At 52.3% G+C, this 17,995-nt stretch carries 21 protein-coding genes and 2 tRNA genes; 12 read left to right on the top strand and 11 right to left on the bottom strand.

Annotated elements, in window-relative coordinates; genetic code table 11:
* Nucleotides 1–58: 58 nt before the first annotated feature.
* The 3 genes from BLV87_RS06060 to BLV87_RS06050 all read left to right on the top strand — a co-directional run bounded on the left by BLV87_RS06060 (nt 59) and on the right by BLV87_RS06050 (nt 2,251).
* Nucleotides 59–985 carry a LysR family transcriptional regulator gene (locus BLV87_RS06060; protein WP_093066438.1) on the top strand — a complete coding sequence of 309 codons (927 nt, stop codon included), beginning with the start codon at nt 59–61 and terminating at the stop codon, nt 983–985.
* A gap of 75 nt (nt 986–1,060) precedes the next feature.
* Nucleotides 1,061–1,609: a molybdopterin adenylyltransferase gene (mog, locus tag BLV87_RS06055; protein WP_093066436.1), complete on the top strand. Its 549-nt coding sequence runs from the start codon at nt 1,061–1,063 to the stop codon at nt 1,607–1,609.
* A gap of 114 nt (nt 1,610–1,723) precedes the next feature.
* Nucleotides 1,724–2,251 carry a DUF4124 domain-containing protein gene (locus BLV87_RS06050; RefSeq protein WP_093066434.1) on the top strand — a complete coding sequence of 176 codons (528 nt, stop codon included), beginning with the start codon at nt 1,724–1,726 and terminating at the stop codon, nt 2,249–2,251.
* Here BLV87_RS06050 and BLV87_RS06045 read toward each other — a convergent pair.
* On the bottom strand, nt 2,237–2,773 hold the full coding sequence (locus BLV87_RS06045) for a YaeQ family protein (protein WP_093066432.1): 537 nt from the start codon (nt 2,771–2,773) through the stop codon (nt 2,237–2,239). The two genes, BLV87_RS06050 and BLV87_RS06045, sit on opposite strands and share 15 nt — an antisense overlap.
* Before the next feature lie 157 nt (nt 2,774–2,930).
* Here BLV87_RS06045 and BLV87_RS06040 point away from each other — a divergent pair, with 157 nt between their 5' ends.
* From BLV87_RS06040 to BLV87_RS06030, 3 genes are all read left to right on the top strand, one after another.
* Nucleotides 2,931–3,740, top strand: coding sequence for a TdeIII family type II restriction endonuclease (locus BLV87_RS06040; RefSeq protein WP_093066430.1), 810 nt, complete (start codon nt 2,931–2,933; stop codon nt 3,738–3,740).
* Between the two features lie 117 nt (nt 3,741–3,857).
* Complete coding sequence (gene dcm / locus BLV87_RS06035; protein ID WP_093066428.1) at nt 3,858–5,126, top strand: DNA (cytosine-5-)-methyltransferase; 1,269 nt, start codon at nt 3,858–3,860, stop codon at nt 5,124–5,126.
* Nucleotides 5,127–5,542: 416 nt separating this feature from the next.
* Nucleotides 5,543–6,727, top strand: a complete 1,185-nt coding sequence (locus BLV87_RS06030; RefSeq protein ID WP_093066426.1) for a helix-turn-helix domain-containing protein — start codon at nt 5,543–5,545, stop codon at nt 6,725–6,727.
* Here BLV87_RS06030 and BLV87_RS06025 read toward each other — a convergent pair.
* The 6 genes from BLV87_RS06025 to exaC form a co-directional block, all read right to left on the bottom strand.
* Nucleotides 6,704–7,732 carry a protein adenylyltransferase SelO family protein gene (locus BLV87_RS06025; RefSeq protein WP_175517853.1) on the bottom strand — a complete coding sequence of 343 codons (1,029 nt, stop codon included), beginning with the start codon at nt 7,730–7,732 and terminating at the stop codon, nt 6,704–6,706. The genes BLV87_RS06030 and BLV87_RS06025 overlap by 24 nt on opposite strands.
* Nucleotides 7,729–7,950, bottom strand: a complete 222-nt coding sequence (locus tag BLV87_RS19260) for a hypothetical protein (RefSeq protein ID WP_175517852.1) — start codon at nt 7,948–7,950, stop codon at nt 7,729–7,731. The genes BLV87_RS06025 and BLV87_RS19260 overlap by 4 nt, the downstream gene beginning before the upstream one ends.
* 92 nt (nt 7,951–8,042) lie before the next feature.
* Nucleotides 8,043–8,441: a type II toxin-antitoxin system tRNA(fMet)-specific endonuclease VapC gene (vapC, locus tag BLV87_RS06020; RefSeq protein WP_093066422.1), complete on the bottom strand. Its 399-nt coding sequence runs from the start codon at nt 8,439–8,441 to the stop codon at nt 8,043–8,045.
* Nucleotides 8,441–8,665 (bottom strand): hypothetical protein, encoded by a 225-nt coding sequence (locus BLV87_RS06015; RefSeq protein ID WP_093066420.1) that lies wholly within the window; start codon nt 8,663–8,665, stop codon nt 8,441–8,443. Before BLV87_RS06015 ends, vapC begins: the two co-directional genes overlap by 1 nt.
* 48 nt (nt 8,666–8,713) lie before the next feature.
* Nucleotides 8,714–9,574, bottom strand: coding sequence for an ATP-binding protein (locus BLV87_RS06010; RefSeq protein WP_245706930.1), 861 nt, complete (start codon nt 9,572–9,574; stop codon nt 8,714–8,716).
* Between the two features lie 105 nt (nt 9,575–9,679).
* A complete protein-coding gene (exaC, locus tag BLV87_RS06005) occupies nt 9,680–11,200 on the bottom strand; it encodes an acetaldehyde dehydrogenase ExaC (protein ID WP_093066418.1) in 1,521 nt (506 codons plus the stop codon).
* 312 nt (nt 11,201–11,512) lie between these two features.
* Between exaC and BLV87_RS06000 the strand changes: the two genes are divergently transcribed.
* From BLV87_RS06000 to BLV87_RS05980, 5 genes are all read left to right on the top strand, one after another.
* A tRNA-Ser gene (locus BLV87_RS06000) sits at nt 11,513–11,587 on the top strand.
* Nucleotides 11,587–11,657 (top strand) — tRNA-Pro (locus tag BLV87_RS05995). The genes BLV87_RS06000 and BLV87_RS05995 overlap by 1 nt, the downstream gene beginning before the upstream one ends.
* 60 nt (nt 11,658–11,717) lie before the next feature.
* Nucleotides 11,718–12,500, top strand: coding sequence for a hypothetical protein (locus BLV87_RS05990; RefSeq protein ID WP_093066416.1), 783 nt, complete (start codon nt 11,718–11,720; stop codon nt 12,498–12,500).
* Between the two features lie 3 nt (nt 12,501–12,503).
* Nucleotides 12,504–13,073 (top strand): slipin family protein, encoded by a 570-nt coding sequence (locus BLV87_RS05985; RefSeq protein WP_093066414.1) that lies wholly within the window; start codon nt 12,504–12,506, stop codon nt 13,071–13,073.
* Between the two features lie 53 nt (nt 13,074–13,126).
* Nucleotides 13,127–13,645, top strand: coding sequence for a 3'-5' exonuclease (locus BLV87_RS05980; RefSeq protein ID WP_093066412.1), 519 nt, complete (start codon nt 13,127–13,129; stop codon nt 13,643–13,645).
* On the opposite strand, the gene BLV87_RS05975 is transcribed toward BLV87_RS05980, so the two are convergent.
* Nucleotides 13,642–14,376 carry a DUF2238 domain-containing protein gene (locus tag BLV87_RS05975; protein WP_093066410.1) on the bottom strand — a complete coding sequence of 245 codons (735 nt, stop codon included), beginning with the start codon at nt 14,374–14,376 and terminating at the stop codon, nt 13,642–13,644. The two genes, BLV87_RS05980 and BLV87_RS05975, sit on opposite strands and share 4 nt — an antisense overlap.
* 92 nt (nt 14,377–14,468) lie before the next feature.
* Between BLV87_RS05975 and BLV87_RS05970 the strand changes: the two genes are divergently transcribed.
* A complete protein-coding gene (locus tag BLV87_RS05970) occupies nt 14,469–15,035 on the top strand; it encodes a DUF6174 domain-containing protein (protein ID WP_093066408.1) in 567 nt (188 codons plus the stop codon).
* A 30-nt stretch (nt 15,036–15,065) separates the two neighbouring features.
* Here the strand turns inward: BLV87_RS05970 and BLV87_RS05965 are convergent, their stop codons facing one another.
* From BLV87_RS05965 to BLV87_RS05955, 3 genes are read right to left on the bottom strand one after another with little or no spacing between them, the layout of a single operon-like run.
* Nucleotides 15,066–15,719 carry a LutC/YkgG family protein gene (locus tag BLV87_RS05965; RefSeq protein ID WP_093066406.1) on the bottom strand — a complete coding sequence of 218 codons (654 nt, stop codon included), beginning with the start codon at nt 15,717–15,719 and terminating at the stop codon, nt 15,066–15,068.
* A complete protein-coding gene (locus BLV87_RS05960) occupies nt 15,712–17,127 on the bottom strand; it encodes a LutB/LldF family L-lactate oxidation iron-sulfur protein (RefSeq protein ID WP_093066404.1) in 1,416 nt (471 codons plus the stop codon). Before BLV87_RS05960 ends, BLV87_RS05965 begins: the two co-directional genes overlap by 8 nt.
* Nucleotides 17,124–17,993, bottom strand: a complete 870-nt coding sequence (locus BLV87_RS05955; protein ID WP_093066402.1) for a (Fe-S)-binding protein — start codon at nt 17,991–17,993, stop codon at nt 17,124–17,126. Before BLV87_RS05955 ends, BLV87_RS05960 begins: the two co-directional genes overlap by 4 nt.
* Nucleotides 17,994–17,995 lie beyond the last annotated feature (2 nt).

Genomic DNA, 17,995 nt, shown 5'->3' with positions numbered 1-17,995 from the left:
TTACGAAATCTTTTTTATATATTTTTATAAATAAAAACATGCTGCTAACATCATTAGCATGAAAGATCACGATTACCTTGCCTTAGATGGTCACTCGATGCATGTTTTCCTGACCGTACTGGAACAGGGTTCGATTGCGAGTGCCGCCAATAAATTGGGAATTACGAAAACCGTCATTGGTCAGTGCCTTACCAAGTTGCGGTCAGTATTTCAAGATCCGTTATTCGTGCGTACCGGTGGGCAAGAAATTGTTGCCACGGCACGCGCCGAAAACTTGGGAGAACGAATGCGGGTGGTGCTGTCAGAAATGCAGCAGTTGACCGCTACGCCCGTTTTCAAACCTCAGCAGGCAGTGCTGCATTTCACGGTGGGGACGAACCATTTCCTACGTGACATCGTGTTGCCGGAATGGTATAGACAGGTGGCAACGGAGGTAAAAGAGTTTTCCTTGCACACCATCACCGCCGAAGTTCCATCGCTGGCGTTATTGCGCACAGGCAAAGCCGATGTATTGTTATCCCCCGTCGCGCCAGAAGGGGTAGATATTCTCTACAAACGTTTATTTATCGACCAATCCCGCTGTTTTTTTGATGGTAATGTGCGAGAAACGCCGCGTACCTTAGCCGACTTTCGTCAAGCACGTTATATCGGCTTGCATCTGCCAGAAGGACAACGTGCCGGATCGATAACAGCGCCAATCTTGCGGGAATTGGAACAACAAGTTGCCGTGCGTGTTCCCAATGTGTGGGATATGGCGAGTTTTATGCGGGGCAGTGATTTACTGGCTATCGCGCCGAGCATGTTGCGTATCGAGGCATTAGCAGAATTTTCGGCCATAATACCGCCTTTCAATCTCCCTCCCGTGCAGCTCTTCATGTTGTGGCACACACGCCATCAAAGCGACTCCGCTCATCAGTGGCTACGCTCCCAGTTAGAAACAGCCGTTGCCCATGTCATGCAGCGTGCTAAAAGCGTCAAAACCTAGTCGTATTCACTCAGGCGTACCCTTACAATACGCCCTGTTCAGTATGACTCCCTCTACGCTAAACAGGATTCCTCGATGACAACCAACATTGCACGCATTGGCATTTTAACTATTTCTGATCGCGCCAGCCGTGGTGAATACGAAGATAAAGGTGGCCCTGCTATCCATGCTTGGTTTAACCGGGTACTCACTAGCCCTTGGGAAGCTGTTGCCCGCGTAATCCCGGATGAACAACCCACCATTGAAGCCGCTTTGTGTGAACTCAGTGATCAAGAAGGTTGCAGCCTCATCGTGACCACCGGCGGCACAGGGCCTGCTTTACGTGATGTAACTCCGGAAGCCACTGAAGCCGTGTGTAGCAAAATGATGCCCGGTTTTGGCGAACTGATGCGTACTGCCTCCTTGCAGTTTGTACCGACCGCCATTCTATCACGCCAAACAGCCGGTATTCGCGGGCGTAGCCTGATCGTCAACCTACCGGGCAAACCCTCCGCGATTGATGACTGCCTGCAAGCCGTGTTTCCTGCCATCCCGTATTGCCTGGATTTGATCGAAGCTGCCTACTTGACATCTGACCCGGAACACTGCAAAGCCTTTCGTCCGGCACACGCGAAGCCACGGTAAAACTCAAAGGGGTAAGGCAATCCACACATTTCCACCGTTTATCCCACCACTTACCAATCCACGCAGTATTTTCAGTAGAATCAGATAAGTGTTCACCCAAAACCGTGGAATTGTATGCGCGTAGGTTTGCTTGCTCTGCTTTTAGTACTGGGTTTATCCGTCATTTCCGCTCAAGCTGATATTTACCGCTGGGTGGATGCTGCTGGTAATACAGTGTATGGCGATACCCCACCGAAACAAAGTGCCGCTAAACCGGTGGATTTGCCCTTGCTAACCATAGCCGATAGCCCAACGCCCGCACCAACCGCCAAGCCTGAAACCCCCGTTGAAGAAACAGAGGAAGCCTATTCTGACTTCAAAATCACCTCTCCCGGCGTTGATGAAGCCATCCGCGCCAATGAAGGCAATATCAACGTGACGGTCTCACTGAAACCACAGTTAAAACCCGGTGATGGGGTGTCGCTCTACCTAGACTCCAAGCAAGTAGCCTCTGGCACAGCACTCTCCTTTGCACTGACCGAAGTGGATCGCGGTGAACACAGTGTCTTTGCGGTATTAAATGATGCCGAAGGCAACATTATCCAAAACACTGAGCCAGTTAAATTTAGCCTACTGCGGCATTCAGCGTTACAAGGGCAATAATACATCCCAGTGAACCTCGACCTCACCCTTATCACCCGCGACATAGGCGGAATCGCCGGTAATCGTGATCGACAAATCCATCGTGCGGCTCACCAATGCTGCCAGTGCCTCAATCTCCTCCGCAGGGAAGCGGTAAAATGCGGCATCCAACTGGCTAAACTTTTTCACATTTTGTGACCACCAGACATCCGACTTGCTGTTAAAGCTGTAAACACGCACGGCTTGCGCCCGATGGGTCGCCTTTTTGACCCGTTCCGGGGTGGGTTCACCCAAATCAATCCACAGGGCTATCTGCTCATCCATTGTGCGAACCCAGACTGCCGGTTCTTCCACGTCCTCCAGCCCTTTGGTCAGTTCAATTCCTTCCTGAGCATTGAGGCAATAGGCGAGAATACGCACCATCATGCGCTCCAGCGTTTCGGATGGGTGCTGGGCGATGGTCAGATTCAGGGAATCGTAGTAATTGCGTTCCATATCCGATAACGCAATTCTGGCTTTGTAGATGGTTGGTTTGATTGCCACGGTGAACCTTGTTTATTGTGTTGCGGTGGAGGGGCGTGCGCATACTAACATTAGCTTATGAAGTGTACGAACCAAAGGAACTATTCGTGGTGATTTTGCTTGCGAGCGTGTTAGCATTCCGTAACGTTAGACTTGATCAGATAGGCAGTGAAAATTAATGTTGACGCGAGAAAATGCAAAAACTGTAGTAAAAAGTACCATTAAAAGCAGCATTACGGAATTTGCCGCCAAATCCCTCAAGAAAAAAGCAAAATTTCAGATTTTGGATCTCATCATCCCCAAAGAGCGCAAAATCCGCTCAATTGTTGGTGGACTTGAAACATCGTTAGGCACAACATTGTGGGAACCTTTAGCCAAAGCGTTAGCGCGGGAAAATGGTTTCACGGTCGTTGAATCAAACCTGCAAAGCCCTGCGAATATGCCTTCTAACCTGAACAACGCGCTTCAATCCATTATTGATGATCGCAAACGGGGCAATGGCTTGTACGATGCAAAAATCAGCCATGATGAAATCAAAAGAGTTTGCCAACACTTCATTAACCGACCTATTGAAACTTTCGAGGCTCCCCCAAGAGGCAAGGGTGTTGACATCTGGTTATCTAAAGACGGAATTGACTACTTTTTTGATATTAAAACGGTTCAACCTAACTTGCCCACACTGACGGGTTGCATGGAGCAAGTATTGTACTGGTATGCCTATTTTTATTCCAAATATCCGACGGGTTCAGCCACTGCAAGAATTGTGTTTCCTTACAATCCAAATTCAGGAAAATCATTCTGGCAAGGTGTGATTGGTGGTGGCAGACCACTTGAGGCCGACAATGAAGCGTGGGTAGAAAACCAATTCTGGGATTTCTGTTCGGGTTTGGAGAATGCTTATGAAATCATTACAACATCCTTCACTGACTTGCGGGCATCGGGTGAACTGGAAAGTTCGATTGATCTGCTTTTAAACACTCATGATTGATTCGGTACAATCTTTCCATTGATCAGCTTAAATCAACGCTTCTTACCTGTCTTATAGCCAAGTTCGCCCTATGTAACCTATAATAGTAACCATGTATAAGGTTGTGGAAGGTTAATTATGTACTCTGTCGCACAAGTTGCCGATATGTTGGGTGTCTCAAAGGAAACGCTACGCCGCTGGGATAACAGCGGGAAGCTACCCTCTACGCGCAACCCTATGAATAATTACCGTTTTTACGACAAAGACCAATTGCGGCAATTCGAGGAATTACGCTTCATCTTTGATGATTCCAAGCGCCCGGTAATCACCCCAGACCACGCCTATAAAACCATTGAACTGTTCGCGGGGGCAGGTGGTTTAGCGATTGGGCTGGAAAAAGCCGGGCTAGACACCGTGCTGCTGAATGAAATCGACAAAAATGCCTGCGATACCCTCAAAGCCAACCGCCCTCGCTGGAACGTACAATGTGGTGACATTGGCAAGTTAGATTTCACGCCTTACCACAACCAAATTGACGTGGTAACGGGTGGTTTCCCCTGCCAAGCCTTTAGTTATGCAGGCAAAAAAATGGGCTTTGAAGATGCCCGTGGCACACTGTTTTTCGAGTTCGCCCGCGCCATCAAAGAAACCAACCCCAAGCTGTTCATGGCGGAAAATGTGCGCGGTTTGCTCAACCATGACGGTGGCAAAACGCTGGAAAATATCCGTTCCGTTATCAGCGAACTGGGCTACACACTGCTTGAACCACACATTATGAAAGCCATTTTCTACCGTGTCCCACAAAAACGTGAACGCTTGTTGCTGGTTGGTATCCGCAATGATCTTGCAGGCTTAGTCAAATTCCACTGGCCCCGCCCTTACCAGAAAATCTACACACTCAAAGATGCGTTGAAAGCGGGTGAACTGTTCCCTTGCAATGTTCCTACTTCCGCTGGGCAAGGCTACCCTGCAAAAAAAGCCGCAGTAATGGCACAAGTTCCCCCCGGTGGTTACTGGCGTGATTTGCCGGAAGACGTGCAAAAAGCTTATATGATGCAAAGTTATTACCTTGGCGGCGGCAAAACCGGCATGGCACGGCGGATGCACTGGGATGAACCTTGCCTAACCCTCACCTGCGCTCCTGCTCAAAAACAGACTGAACGTTGCCACCCCGAAGAAACCCGTCCGTTTACGGTGCGCGAATATGCCCGCATTCAAACCTTCCCGGATGATTGGCAATTCAAGGGGGCGTTGACTTCGCAATACAAGCAGATTGGCAATGCCGTGCCTAGTAATATGGCGTATGAACTGGGTTTGTCACTCGTGGATTTTCTAAATCGGCTTTGCAGGGAAAAAGAAGTAATGCCTGCGGGAATGCCAATGCAGCAGGAGCTGAAATTTGCTTGACCATTACAGTTTGCTTACTTTGTGCGTAGTTCACGCCCAGCTTGGTTTTATTGAGATGCTAAAACGCGGCAGGTTGGAGCTTTTTCCTAATAATGCTTTGGTATTTATTTAAAGATAAGTTTTTTAAAATAAGGTGGGTGATATTTAATTGCAGTTAATTCTATTATAATCAATGCAATATGGATTATTTTTCGTTTGAAAAATATTTTCAAACGCGGATAATCCATTAATTTCTGTTTTTTATCTTGGCCTATTTATTAATTAATCCCTTTTCATCTTAAAACTTGCATGATAATCTTATACTCCGGTCGCATGTTAACATCTGCTATTTGCCGATATTGACATCACTAAGGTTGGGAAAAGGTTGGGAGGCCGTTTCCCCATCGGTTCAACAGCTTGAACGCAGGAGGAGGCGTATGGAGCAAGTGAGTCTGGCGGCAGCAAACCTGTCGCAGCGGAGACGCGCCATCGAGACCCAGTGGAGCCGGTTTCTTTCCGGTAGCCCGTCCATCCAAGGCACGGATATACGCGAAGACATTATGTCCTCGTGGCAGCGCAGTGCCCAATGCATCAAACCCCGCCAAGTCCATGCCCCGGCAGAAGACGAGTACAGCGCCGCGCACCGTTGGCAGGAATCGCTGTTGCGCCAGGCTGCCCAGCGCGAACAGGAACAGATGATGCAACTGGCGAAAGAAGGCGAACTGGTCGCTGCCATTGCTGACCCAACCGGGCGGTTACTGTGGACATTTTCCAGCAGCCACATGCGCCCGCGTGCTGAATCCGTCAACTTTACGGCGGGTGGTTTGTGGGATGAGCATTCAGTCGGTACCAATGCGGTCGGTTTGTGCATGAAACTCAAACGTTCCGTGACCGTGTTTTCCTGCGAACATTATTTGCCGTTTGTACACGATTGGGTGTGCTATGCCGCGCCGATCATGCACCCGCAATCCGGCGAAATCGTGGGTATTCTGGATATGTCCACGACGTGGAATCGCCATACCCCGCTCGGTCAGGCGGCGGTGACGGAATTGGCGCGTTCGATTGGGCGGTGCTTGCCGCAAAATTTGCCGCGTGCCGAACTCGAAATCCATGCACTGGGGCAACCGCGTATCCTGTTCCGGGGCAAACCGCTGAACTTGCCGATGCGGCAGGTGGAAATCCTCTGCTTATTGGCACTGAATCCGCAAGGGCTAACCTTGGAAAGTTTCCACGCGGCACTTTACGGTGATGCGCGGGTATCGACCACCACCCTGAAAGCGGAACTGTCGCATTTACGGCGCTTGCTGGATGGGCAGATTGGCTCGCGTCCGTACCGTTTGCAGATTCCGGTGTGGGCAGACTTTATCCACGTTTGGCAAGCCTTGCGCCAACAGCAAAGCCAGGAAGCGTTTTCGCTGTACCGTGGCAGTTTCTTGCCACAATCAGAATCACCCGAAGTCGAAGAATGGCGGCATTGCATTGATGCGGTGATGGGCAAGGCGCTGGAATCCTGCCAAGACCCGTCGGTGTTGATGGAAAAACTCTGCCACAGCACCTCCGGCAGCGAACTGGTACGCGAGCGGTTGGAAGAACTGGTGTCACGCTCCCGGCGGGCTTTCTGACAGCAGCGCCGTGTAATGGCGTAAATACTCCGGCTCATACGCTTGTAACGCCGTGCGCAAATCATGGGCAGCAATCAGCGGGGAAAGCGCCCGCGCCAATACATTGCAATTCCACAAACCCACCACGGGTTGCTGCCCGAAGGCGTAACGCCCATGCCCATCCTCTGGATGGCAGACATAAGCGGGGTCACGTTCCGGGGTAAAAGCCCCCATGCCCACATCCAGCGTCAGTCCAAGGATGGACTGGTTATCGGTATTCATCACCCCATGCACAAACCCCACCGCTTGCCAATGCGCCATCAGCCGTGCGGTGCGCAACACCACTTCAGCAAAAAACGCCGCATAACGCTGCTCCCCTGCTGCCAAACAATCGGGGTAATGGCAGGCAATTACATGATCTGCCAGTTGGCACAAGGCTGCGCGGTTTTTCTGGAAATAGTAATTCTCGAACGTGCCGAAACGGATATGGCTGGGGGCAAGGCGTGTCAATATGGCGCTCGGCTCAAACCCACCCCGATACACCTGCTGGCTGCCAGAAACCACGCACAAGCAACGCGCTGTCGGCACATTCAAGGCAGCGAGTTGTGCGGTGATGTGGAATTCATGCAGGCATTCGCGCAAGCCAGCACGCCCATCAGCGTTACGGGCGTAGGGCGTGCGCCCTGAGCCTTTCAGGTAAATATCCAAAATGCCCGTAGGCGTTGCCACTTCCCCCAGCAAGAGGGCGCGACCGTCGCCTAAAAACGGGTTGAAGTTGCCGAACTGGTGTCCGGCGTAATCTTGCGCCAGTGGTTGCATACCGGGCAGCAAGGCATTGCCGCTGAACACTTGCAGGAATAAATCCGTGTTTGCCTCGTCGGGGTGTAAACCTAACTGCTGCAAGACTTCCGCACTACTGCATACCAAGGTGGGGTTTTCCAACCCTTGTGGCGAGCATTCGCAGTAGAAATGTGTGCCTAAAGTATGGAAGTGGTTGTAGAAGGTGAGGTCGCTTAAGTGTTTCATCCATAAGGTCCAAGAAACCTTACCCCGTTGAAATGGATCAGGTGGGAAGGATCGCTGGCATGTTGCCATCGCTCATCAGCAGGTAAATTCAGCAATGCCAGCAACGTGATGGCGGTGCGTTCGTTGAATTGCTTTTTGGGCATCCTAGTATTGAAATGGTATGGGTAGAGCAAGGGCACGTTGTTGTTGCCGGGTTGTACGCTCCAGCATTCTTTCATGCGAAAATCGACCACGGGGTCGGTACAGTTGGATGTCAGGCAGTTGCTGGCAGGCTTCGAGGTGAGTATGACCGGGGATAGCTAACATGGCATCAATCCTGCCAATCAGTTAGCCGCAGATTGGCGACCCGTTCAAATTCATGGGTGTTATTTGTCACCAGTACCGCATCATGCGCCCGTGCAATGGCGGCAATTAGCATGTCGTTGGGACCGATCAGTTTGCCCTGACGGGCAAGGTCAGCACGGATTTGGGCGTATTCTTCCGCGCACCGGTCATCAAACAGCAGGCTTTGCAGTGGGGCGAAAAACAGTTTCAGTTTTTGCAGGTTGGCTTCTACCCGTTGGCTATGCCGTGCCCCAAACAGCAATTCGGCTTTGACTACGCTGCATACAGCAATCTCACTGGGAGAACACTGCTGGAAGTGGTACTTGACGGCCTGCGACGTGCCGTTCATGAAATGGATGCAGGTATTGGTGTCCAGCAGGTACATCAGAACAATACCTCACGCAGTTCATAGTCACCCTGCTCCGGGCGTTGCAGAGCTTCGCCTTCCCATGAGCCGAACAGGTCGAAATAGCCTTCCGGCCATTGTGTACCGATGTCTTTCTGGATCAGCAGGGCAAGGTATTTGGAGATGGACAGGTGCGCCCGCTCAGCTTTGTGCTGGAGTTGGGCAGCGACATCTTCCGCGACGTAACAGTGAAGTTGTGGCATGTATGCCTCCGAATGTATGTGCTATATGTGTTGTGAGATTTTGGCATATTAAACCAACCGCATCAACAACGTCTCCACCGGCACTTTCACTGGCCGCCCCACCGCAAAGCAATCCGCTTCCACATACGGCATATCCATCACCACCTGCAAGGCGTGTTCCGCGCCCAGTTGTTCCTGAAACCAGCCCAGATGCTTGTTGAGTGGCTGGCTGGCGGAGCTTTTCACTTCCACCAGCAACCAAGGCTGGTTGTCGCGACTAACAAGGAAATCGACTTCTTTCTGGTCTTTAGTGCGCAAATAATGCAGTTGGTAATCACCTAGCCCGTGGTCTGTCCACCAATGCACCGCTTTGAGCAAGTGGCTGGCAATCAGATTTTCGTTTTTCGCACCGATGTCTTTCACCTGTGACCAATCCCACAGATAAATTTTCGGCTCTTTGCGCAAGGCAGATGCAAGGTTCTGAAACCAAGGCGTAACCCGAAAAGCGTAGTAGAAACTTTCCAGCAGCGTCACCCAGCGGCGGATGGTATCCACACTGACATTGATCTGGTTTGCCAGCGAGCTGTAACGCACCACCTGCCCACATTGTTCCCGCAACAGGGTGGCGAGCACATCCAGATGGGCGATGTCTTGCACGGTATTGGTGTCGCGGATGTCTTCCTGAATCAGTTGTTGCTGACGTAATTGCTGCCAACGGTTATAAAAACGGGTATCCGCTTTGAGAAATGGCTCAGGGAAACCACCAAAACGGCGTAACTGTTCCAGCGCAGTGGGTTCGGGTTTGTGCGGGTCTTGCAGCAATTGCTCTGCGACAAAAGGCGCACTGATTTCGCGCAAACTCAAGGGGTGCATCCGGTAATGGAAATAACGCCCCATCAGGCTATCACCACCCTTGCGGAAAATATCCATCCGGGTACTTTTATGATGAATAAGGAAATGATTGGGCAAAAGCAGGTGTTGTTTAAACGCGGGCCAGACTAAGCCGACCCGCATACCACGCGAGGAGGAGGAAACTTAGAAGAAGCCCAGCGGATTGATGTCGTAGCTTACCAGCAGGTTTTTGGTCTGCTGGTAATGATCAAGCATCATCTTGTGGGTTTCGCGGCCTACGCCGGATTTTTTGTAGCCGCCGAAGGCCGCGTGCGCCGGATACAGGTGGTAGCAGTTTGTCCACACCCGACCAGCCTGGATGCCACGACCCATGCGGTAAGAACGGTTCATGTCACGAGTCCACACACCCGCACCCAGACCGAATTCGGTGTCATTGGCAATCGCCAGTGCTTCGGCTTCGTCCTTGAATGTCGCTACAGACACCACCGGCCCGAAGATTTCTTCCTGGAACACACGCATATTGTTGGTGCCTTTCAACAAGGTCGGCTGGATGTAATAGCCTTCGCAGTAAGCCGCTTCCATCGTTTCGACCGCGCCGCCAGTAATCACTTCCGCGCCTTCGTCTTTGCCGATTTGGATGTAGCTGAGGATTTTGTCGTACTGCTCTTGCGAGGCTTGCGCACCGACCATGACTTCGGTATCCAGCGGGTTGCCGCGTTTGATTTGTGCAGAACGCTCAATCACCATGCCAATGAATTTCTCGTAAATGGATTCCTGAATCAGCAGGCGTGACGGGCAGGTGCAGACTTCGCCTTGGTTGAAGAATGCCAGTACCGCGCCTTCGACCGCTTTGCTGACAAACGCATCTTCGTGATCCAGCACATCGGCGAAGAAGATATTCGGGGATTTGCCGCCGAGTTCAACGGTGGAAGGAATAATGTTTTCCGCCGCGTATTTCATAATCAGCGAGCCGACTGGGGTGGAGCCGGTAAACGCGATTTTGGCAATGCGGGTGCTGGTGGCGAGTGCTTTACCTGCTTCTACGCCGAAACCGTTAACCACGTTCAGTACGCCCGGCGGCAATAAATCCGCAATCAGTTCCATCATGATCAGGATGGAGGCGGGGGTTTGTTCGGCAGGTTTCAAGACTACGCAGTTGCCTGCTGCCAGTGCCGGAGCCAGTTTCCAGCACGCCATCAGCAGCGGGAAGTTCCAAGGGATGATTTGACCAACTACACCTAAGGGTTCGTGGAAATGGTAGGCGACGGTATTTTCGTCGATTTCGCCCATCGTGCCTTCTTGCGCCCGTAAGCAGCCTGCGAAATAGCGGAAATGGTCGGAGGAAAGCGGTACGTCAGCGTTGAGGGTTTCGCGCACGGCTTTGCCGTTGTCCCAGGTTTCCGCGACTGCCAGAATTTCCAGATTCGCGTCGATGCGATCAGCGATTTTCAGCAGGATATTGGAACGAGCGGTAACAGAGGTTCTGCCCCACGCATCTTTAGCAGCGTGTGCGGCATCCAGTGCCAGTTCAATGTCTTCCGCACTGGAGCGCGGGATTTGGCAGAACGGCTTGCCGTTGACCGGGGAAATATTGTCGAAGTATTCGCCGTTGACCGGGGCAACCCAAGCACCGCCAATGAAGTTTTCATAGCGTTCTTTGAAGTGGATGACCGCTCCGTCGGTATTGGGATTTGCGTATTGCATGATTGTTCTCCTCTCTCATTATCCGTGATGGTAAAGGCATAACATACGGCATCAAGGTTGGAGAAAGGTTGGTTTCACGAGAAATAGATTTGTATTTTTATAGATAGCAATTTCGATAACCTTGTTTTCCCACTAGCAGTCACCCTCCACATAAAATCATTTTTTATCAATCATTTAAAGAAAAACAGCGCAGTTGGCACACACTTTGCAAAACCATTAGCGACTTTCGTTACTCGTGGAGCAGGTTCAAATACCTGCCTGACGCGACCACCGCTGGTGTACCCGCGTATCTGTTTCGACGGTCACAATCATGCAGCCATAGCTCAGTCTGGTAGAGCAACCGAGAGATTCGGTCGGTCGTTGGTTCAACTCCAACTGGCTGCTCCATCACTATAGCTCAGTCTGGTAGAGCACTGGATCTGGTATCTGGTTGTCGCCGGTTCAACTCCGGCTAGTGAACTACCCTTTTACGGTAGCTTGGCCCGCAAGGGCGAACAACGGCAAACCACCAAGGTCAATGCCCGACGGCAGTACGTGTTTCGGCACGGATTACCCGGCGGCAACGACCAGCACCCGCGCCGCCTTGACGGTGGGTTTGGTGGATGCGAAACCGCAACGGCTTCGGCTCACGCGGCTTTCCCATCCAACACAAACCGCCAAGCCTGCAAGGGTGTGGGGGAATGCCACCCAATTTTTAAAGGACAACGCCATGTTATTCAAAACCAAAATTATTGTTCCAGAAACACATCGCGGGCTGTTGTTCAAAGACGAACAGTTCGTTGAAATCCTGCCTGCGGGTGTCCACACTTTTTACGGCTGGAAAAACCAATACCGCGTGCAGCAATTCGCCGTCACCGGCAGTGCACAAACCTTTGTGCCGGAGGATGTTGTCAGCCTTGCCGACTTGCACGCTGACAAATTCGCTGCGCACCTCCAACGCTGGGAAACCGGCGAACAGGAAGTCGGTTTGCTGTACCAGGACAATGTGCTGAAAGACATCAAGCCGCCTGCGCAACGTGGTGCGTGCTGGCAAGGTCAACGCAGCATCGAAGTCCGCAAGCTCGACATCAGCACCGATTTCAAGCTGCCCAAAGCCTTGGCAAGCCAATTGCTGACCGCAAAAGATGCCACCTTGCGGGCGGCGGCGTTAAACGCTTTGGTGATGGCGACCATCCCCGAAGGTCACACCGGCTTTCTGGAAGTCGACGGCGAACAGCGCGAAATACTGACGGCGGGTACGCACGTTTGGTGGCAATTCAACCATACGATCAAGGTCACGCAACTCGATTGCCGCCTGTAAAACATGGAGGTCAATGGTCAGGAAATCCTCACCAAAGACCGCGTAGGCTTGCGCATCAACCTTTCCGCCATGTGGCAGATTGTTGACCCGCAGCAAGTCAAAACGGCACTGGCAGACCACAAAGACTACCTGTACCGCGAACTGCAATTGGCGTTACGCGCCGTGGTTTCCACCCAAACGCTGGATGAATTGCTGGCAGACAAAAATCTGCTCAACCAATCCATCCAGCAAACGGTGGCGGAAAAGGCAGCGGCTTACGGCATCGACCTGAAAACGGTCGGGGCGCGTGACATCGTATTACCCGGTGATATGAAGGCGATTCTGGCGCAAGTCGTTGAAGCCGAGAAACGCGCCGAAGCCAACCTGATCCGCCGCCGCGAAGAAACGCAGGAAACCCGTTCCCTGCACAACACCGCCAAGGTCATGGAAGGCAACCCTGTATTACTGCGCTTGAAAGAGCTGGAAATCTTGGAAAAGATCACTGGACGCATCAGTACGCTGAACGTCTACGGCGGTCTGGATGGCGTCATGAACGATCTGGTCAAGCTAACCGACAAATCCAAAGCAGCGTAACATTGGTAGGGGCGGAAAATGTTTCGCCCTTTACCTTATCGGGAGAAACACAGATGACCTTCATCATGGTCGATATCGAAGCCGATGGCCCGATCCCCGGCGATTACTCCATGGTCAGTTTCGGCGCGGTGATCGTCGAACCCGGCTTAAACCGTACCTTCTACGGGCAACTCCAACCGATTTCTGAACGCTGGATTCCCGAAGCGCTTGCCGTCAGCGGTCACAGTCGAGAGGAAACGCTTGCGTTTGACGAGCCAACGCTGGTGATGCAACGCTTTGCCGCTTGGCTCAAGCACGAAGCCAAAGGTCGCCCGCATTTCATCGCCGACAACAACGGTTTCGACTGGTCGTTTATCAACTGGTATTTCCACCATTTTCTGGGTGACAACCCGTTTGGCTACAGTTCCACCAATCTTGGGTCACTGTACAAAGGCGTGGTGCGGGATATGTTCCAAAACTTTAAGCATTTGCGTAAAACGGCACATGACCATCATCCGGTGAATGATGCGCGGGGGAATGCAGAGGCGTTGCTCACGTTAGCGCATCAATACGGTTTGAAATTGCCGCGCTAACGATTGGCGTGCTGACCTTCATTTTCTGCCAACAAGCGCCGAATCTCATCCTCACCCAACGGCTCAGTATGTTTGACCCGCAAACTGTCATTCCATTCACGGGCGAAATCGCGTTGCAGCCACACATTTATCCCCGCCGTCAGCCCCATTGCCACTAATGCTCCAGCGCTTGCCAGTGCCATGTCCTTGTGTGCATCCCACACATCACCTTGTGTACCGAGGTAAGCCATGCCGAGTTCGCCGCCGAATACCTCCGCCACTGCCCACTCCACCAATTCGTATAGCATCGACGTGGACATGGTTAAATCCAACGGCAGGAAATAGCTCCAGAAACCTTTCACATCCGCCACCCGAATAAACATTTCCCGCACGGGGTAAGCCAATAGCAAGCCATACAAGAAATGCACCAGCCGGTCGAAATGGTTGCGTTCAAACCCCAGTGCTTCGTTTAGGGAATAACCAAAGGCCGCTTGCCACCACTGGTCATACGGCACTTCAGCGTAGGTATAGTGCGAGCCGATTTCATGCAAGGTTAGAAATACGAAAATCAAGCCATAGGAAAGGCGTGAGAGCGGAAACGCTTTGCTGGTACTCAGCAGTAAAATCACGGTTAACACGGTGAGAATGTTTTCCAACATCCAGTCATGACGGTAGAGTGGTGCAATTCCCAACACCACGGCGAATACCAGAAATAACCCAAGCAAACCGAGAAACCACATGCGATGTGTCATATTGTTATGCCCATAATAACCTTCCTGAACTTTCCCCTATTCTACCGGTCTTGTGCTGTATCAACACCAGCAAATACCAAGGGGACACCGCTATGAAATATATCTTGCTGACCACACTCTGCGCAGGCTTGCTGAGTGGCTGCGTCGCAACCACACCTGCTTTTACAGGTAATACAAGTACAGTGGTACAGCACCCTACGCCGTCTGCGGAAAGCTACTTCATTGCCAATCGCGATCTGTTAGCAGCAGAAACCAAGTGGCGGCAAAACAAACCTGCGCATTATACTTACACCTTACAACGTTCCTGCTTCTGCACGCCGGAATTTCGCAAACCGATTGCGATTGAGGTATCGGGCAGCACGGTAACGAAATCGACGGTAGATGGCGTGCCACTTTCTTTGGAACGCCGCGCCGATGCACTAACCACCGAAGGGTTATTCGACATTATCCGTAAAGCCATTGACGCCAAAGCAGCGCGTATTGATGTGCAATATGACGCACAAAACGGTCGCCCGCTGTCGATCAGTATCGACCAAAATACGCAGATGGCTGATGAGGAAATGTATTACACCGCCTCTGAGTTCAAGGCAGTCACCAAAGCTAAACCTAAGGCGAAAAAGACAGTGAAGAAAACCGTCAAAAAAGCCAAGAAGAAGTAAGTGGATGGGGGGCGAAAGGTTTTTTGCCCCCTATTCAACCAGCACCACTACCAACTCCTTCGGCCCATGCACCCCATACGCCAGCGTCTGCTCAATATCCGCCGACTTCGACGGCCCGGAAATCAGCAGCGCATTGGTCGGCATTCCCGCTTGCACCCAGCCTTGCACCTGCACCGCTTCCGCAAACGTGGTGTACAACTTGTCCACTTCCAGCACGGCAATATGCACGGGTGGAACCAGTGACATCAAACGGGGTTCGTCCGCACTCGGCATCACAATCAATGTGCCTGTTTCCGCAATCCCGCCAGTCGTGCCAGTGAAAGCCGCATCCACGCCGTAAAACAGCTCCTGTTTCCAGTTTTCAATCGGCTGGTCGTAGGTTTTGAGGGCAGGGAAACGGTCGGCTTGCGCGTGGATCTGTTTGCCCAACACCGTTGCTGGCGAAACCAACAGGTTGTTCAAGCCCTTGGCGGCACACACCTGACTGACGACATCCAGCCACGTATCCGCCGTGGTGTGATGCACTTCCGCTCGTACTGCGACCATGCGTTCGGTGAAACGCTTTACCCGTTCCGCCGTATCCCAATCGTAACGGCTTAGGTAATCGCGTTCGCTAAAGCCACACTCTGGGCGTTGCGGTTCGCGCAAACGAGCGAGAATATTAGCGCGTGCCGTATTACTCATGGTCGACTCCCAGATTTTTTACCTGTTGGTGCAAGGTGGATTCCGCCAGTTTCGGTGCACTACGTACCGTCGTCCACGCCCCTAAATTCGTCGGCAACATCCCTTTAAAGCGCGTCGCCAGCGTCGAACCTGCGTGGTAAATCGTCGGATGCGTCGCCGCCCACGCCCAGGTTTTCCAGGTTGCTGCTTCACTCAAGGTACGACGTTTGCCCGAACCAACCGTGTGAGTATTGCTGGTATCCTTACGCACCCCATCATAACGCAAGCGGTTGAGAATACTGGGAATTGGAATGCGTACTGGGCAAACCTCGCTACACGCACCGCACAAAGTTGAGGCTTGCGCCAATTCGCCATGCACATCCAGCCCCGCTTTTTGCGGCTCTAAAATCGAGCCAATCGGCCCCGGATACACCGTGCCGTAACTGTGCCCGCCAATGCGCACGTACACAGGACAATGGTTAATGCACGCCCCGCAACGAATACAACGCAAGGTCGCCAGCAATTCCGGGTCACTGTAAATATTGGAACGCCCATTATCCAGCAACACCAAATGCACCTCTTCGGGGCCATCCTTTTCCCCCGCTTTGCGCGGGCCAGAAATCATATTGAAGTAGGTGGTAATCGGTTGCCCCGTTGCCGAGCGCGTCAAAATGCTCAACAGCGGCGGCACATCGCTCAGACTTTCCACCACTTTTTCAATGCCCGTGACCGCGATATGCACCGATGGCGCGGTGGTGGACATGCGTCCGTTGCCTTCGTTTTCCACCAGACACAGCGTGCCGGTTTCTGCCACCATGAAGTTCACGCCGGAAAGCCCCACTGTTGTCGCGTAAAACTTGTCGCGCAAAATCCGCCGCGCCATTTGCGTCAATTCATCCACGTCTTCGGTGTAGGGAATATCGGGGAATTTTTCGTGGAACAACTTAGCAATCTGTATGCGGTTTTTGTGAATCGCAGGCATGATAATGTGCGACGGGGTTTCACCATCCAGTTGGATAATGAATTCACCAAGGTCGGACTCCAAACACTCAATGCCCAAGGTTTCGAGGAAATGGTTCATGCCCATTTCTTCCGACACCATCGACTTGCCTTTGATGATCGACTTGGCATTGTGGCGTTCCAAAATCGCTTGCACGATCTGGTTGCCCTGTTCGGCCGTTTCTGCCCAATGCACTTGAATGCCATTACGAATCAGGTTGGCTTCGAGCGTTTCCAGCAATTCCGGCAGCTTGCTTAAGGCATTGGCGCGGATTGCCATGCTTTGGGTACGCAAGCGTTCCAGTTCGGCTTTGTCGGGGAATTGGTCGAGGCGGCGCGTCATCAAGCCATCCATCGCACGGTAGAAATTGGCGCGGACTTCGGGCTTGGCGAGGTTGGCGCGGACGGTTTGGCGGAACTGAGTAATCATGATGATTGTCCTCCAAACTTACCCCCCATCCCCAACCCTTCCCCCGCAAGGGGTGAAGGGGGCGAAGAGGAAGCTTGTGCAGGGTGCGCCTCTTGTCCCTTCCCCCCTTGCGGGGGAAGGTTAGGATGGGGGGTTATCCGCTCCCACAAAAATTCAGCAATATGCTGGTGCGGAATCGCATCGCCTTGCTTTGCCATCGTCCCACTAATATTCAGCAGGCAACCGCAATCCTGACTGATCAGGCGGTCGGGTTGGGCATTGCGGATATGGGTCACTTTATCCAGCACCATTGCCGCCGAAATTTCCGGTTCTTTCACCGCGAACGTGCCGCCGAAACCGCAACATTCCGGCTTGCGAGCGTGTTCTACCCGTTGCACATTGCTGAGTTGCCCCAGCAGCGATTCGATCTTGTCGGCAACGCCCATTTCACGGCGGGCGGAACAGGAGGTGTGCACTGCCACGGTCAGAGGTTCGCCCAAATCTCGCAGCTCAATGTGCAACACATCAACGAGGAACTCGGTGAGTTCGTACACGCGGCTGGCAACATCGACGGCTTGCGCTTCATCCGGTTGCCCCGCGAAGAGTTCGGGGTAATGCACTTTCATCATCCCCGCACACGAACCGGATGGAATCACGATGGGAATGGGTTTGGGGAATAACGCGATTTGCGCCCGTGCCACAGAACGCGCTTCGTCGCGGTAGCCGGAGTTCCACGCGGGTTGTCCGCAGCAGGTTTGCGCAGGTGGAAAAATCACTTTCACCCCCGCACGTTGCAGCAATTGCATCGCCGACACACCCGCTTGTGGGTACATCAAATCGACGAGGCAAGTGCCGAAAAAATAAATGGTGTCAGGTATGGGGGGCATGG

It is taken from the genome of Thiothrix caldifontis (assembly GCF_900107695.1).
GTDB lineage: Bacteria > Pseudomonadota > Gammaproteobacteria > Thiotrichales > Thiotrichaceae > Thiothrix > Thiothrix caldifontis.
This window is presented reverse-complemented; position numbering and strand designations above follow the sequence as displayed.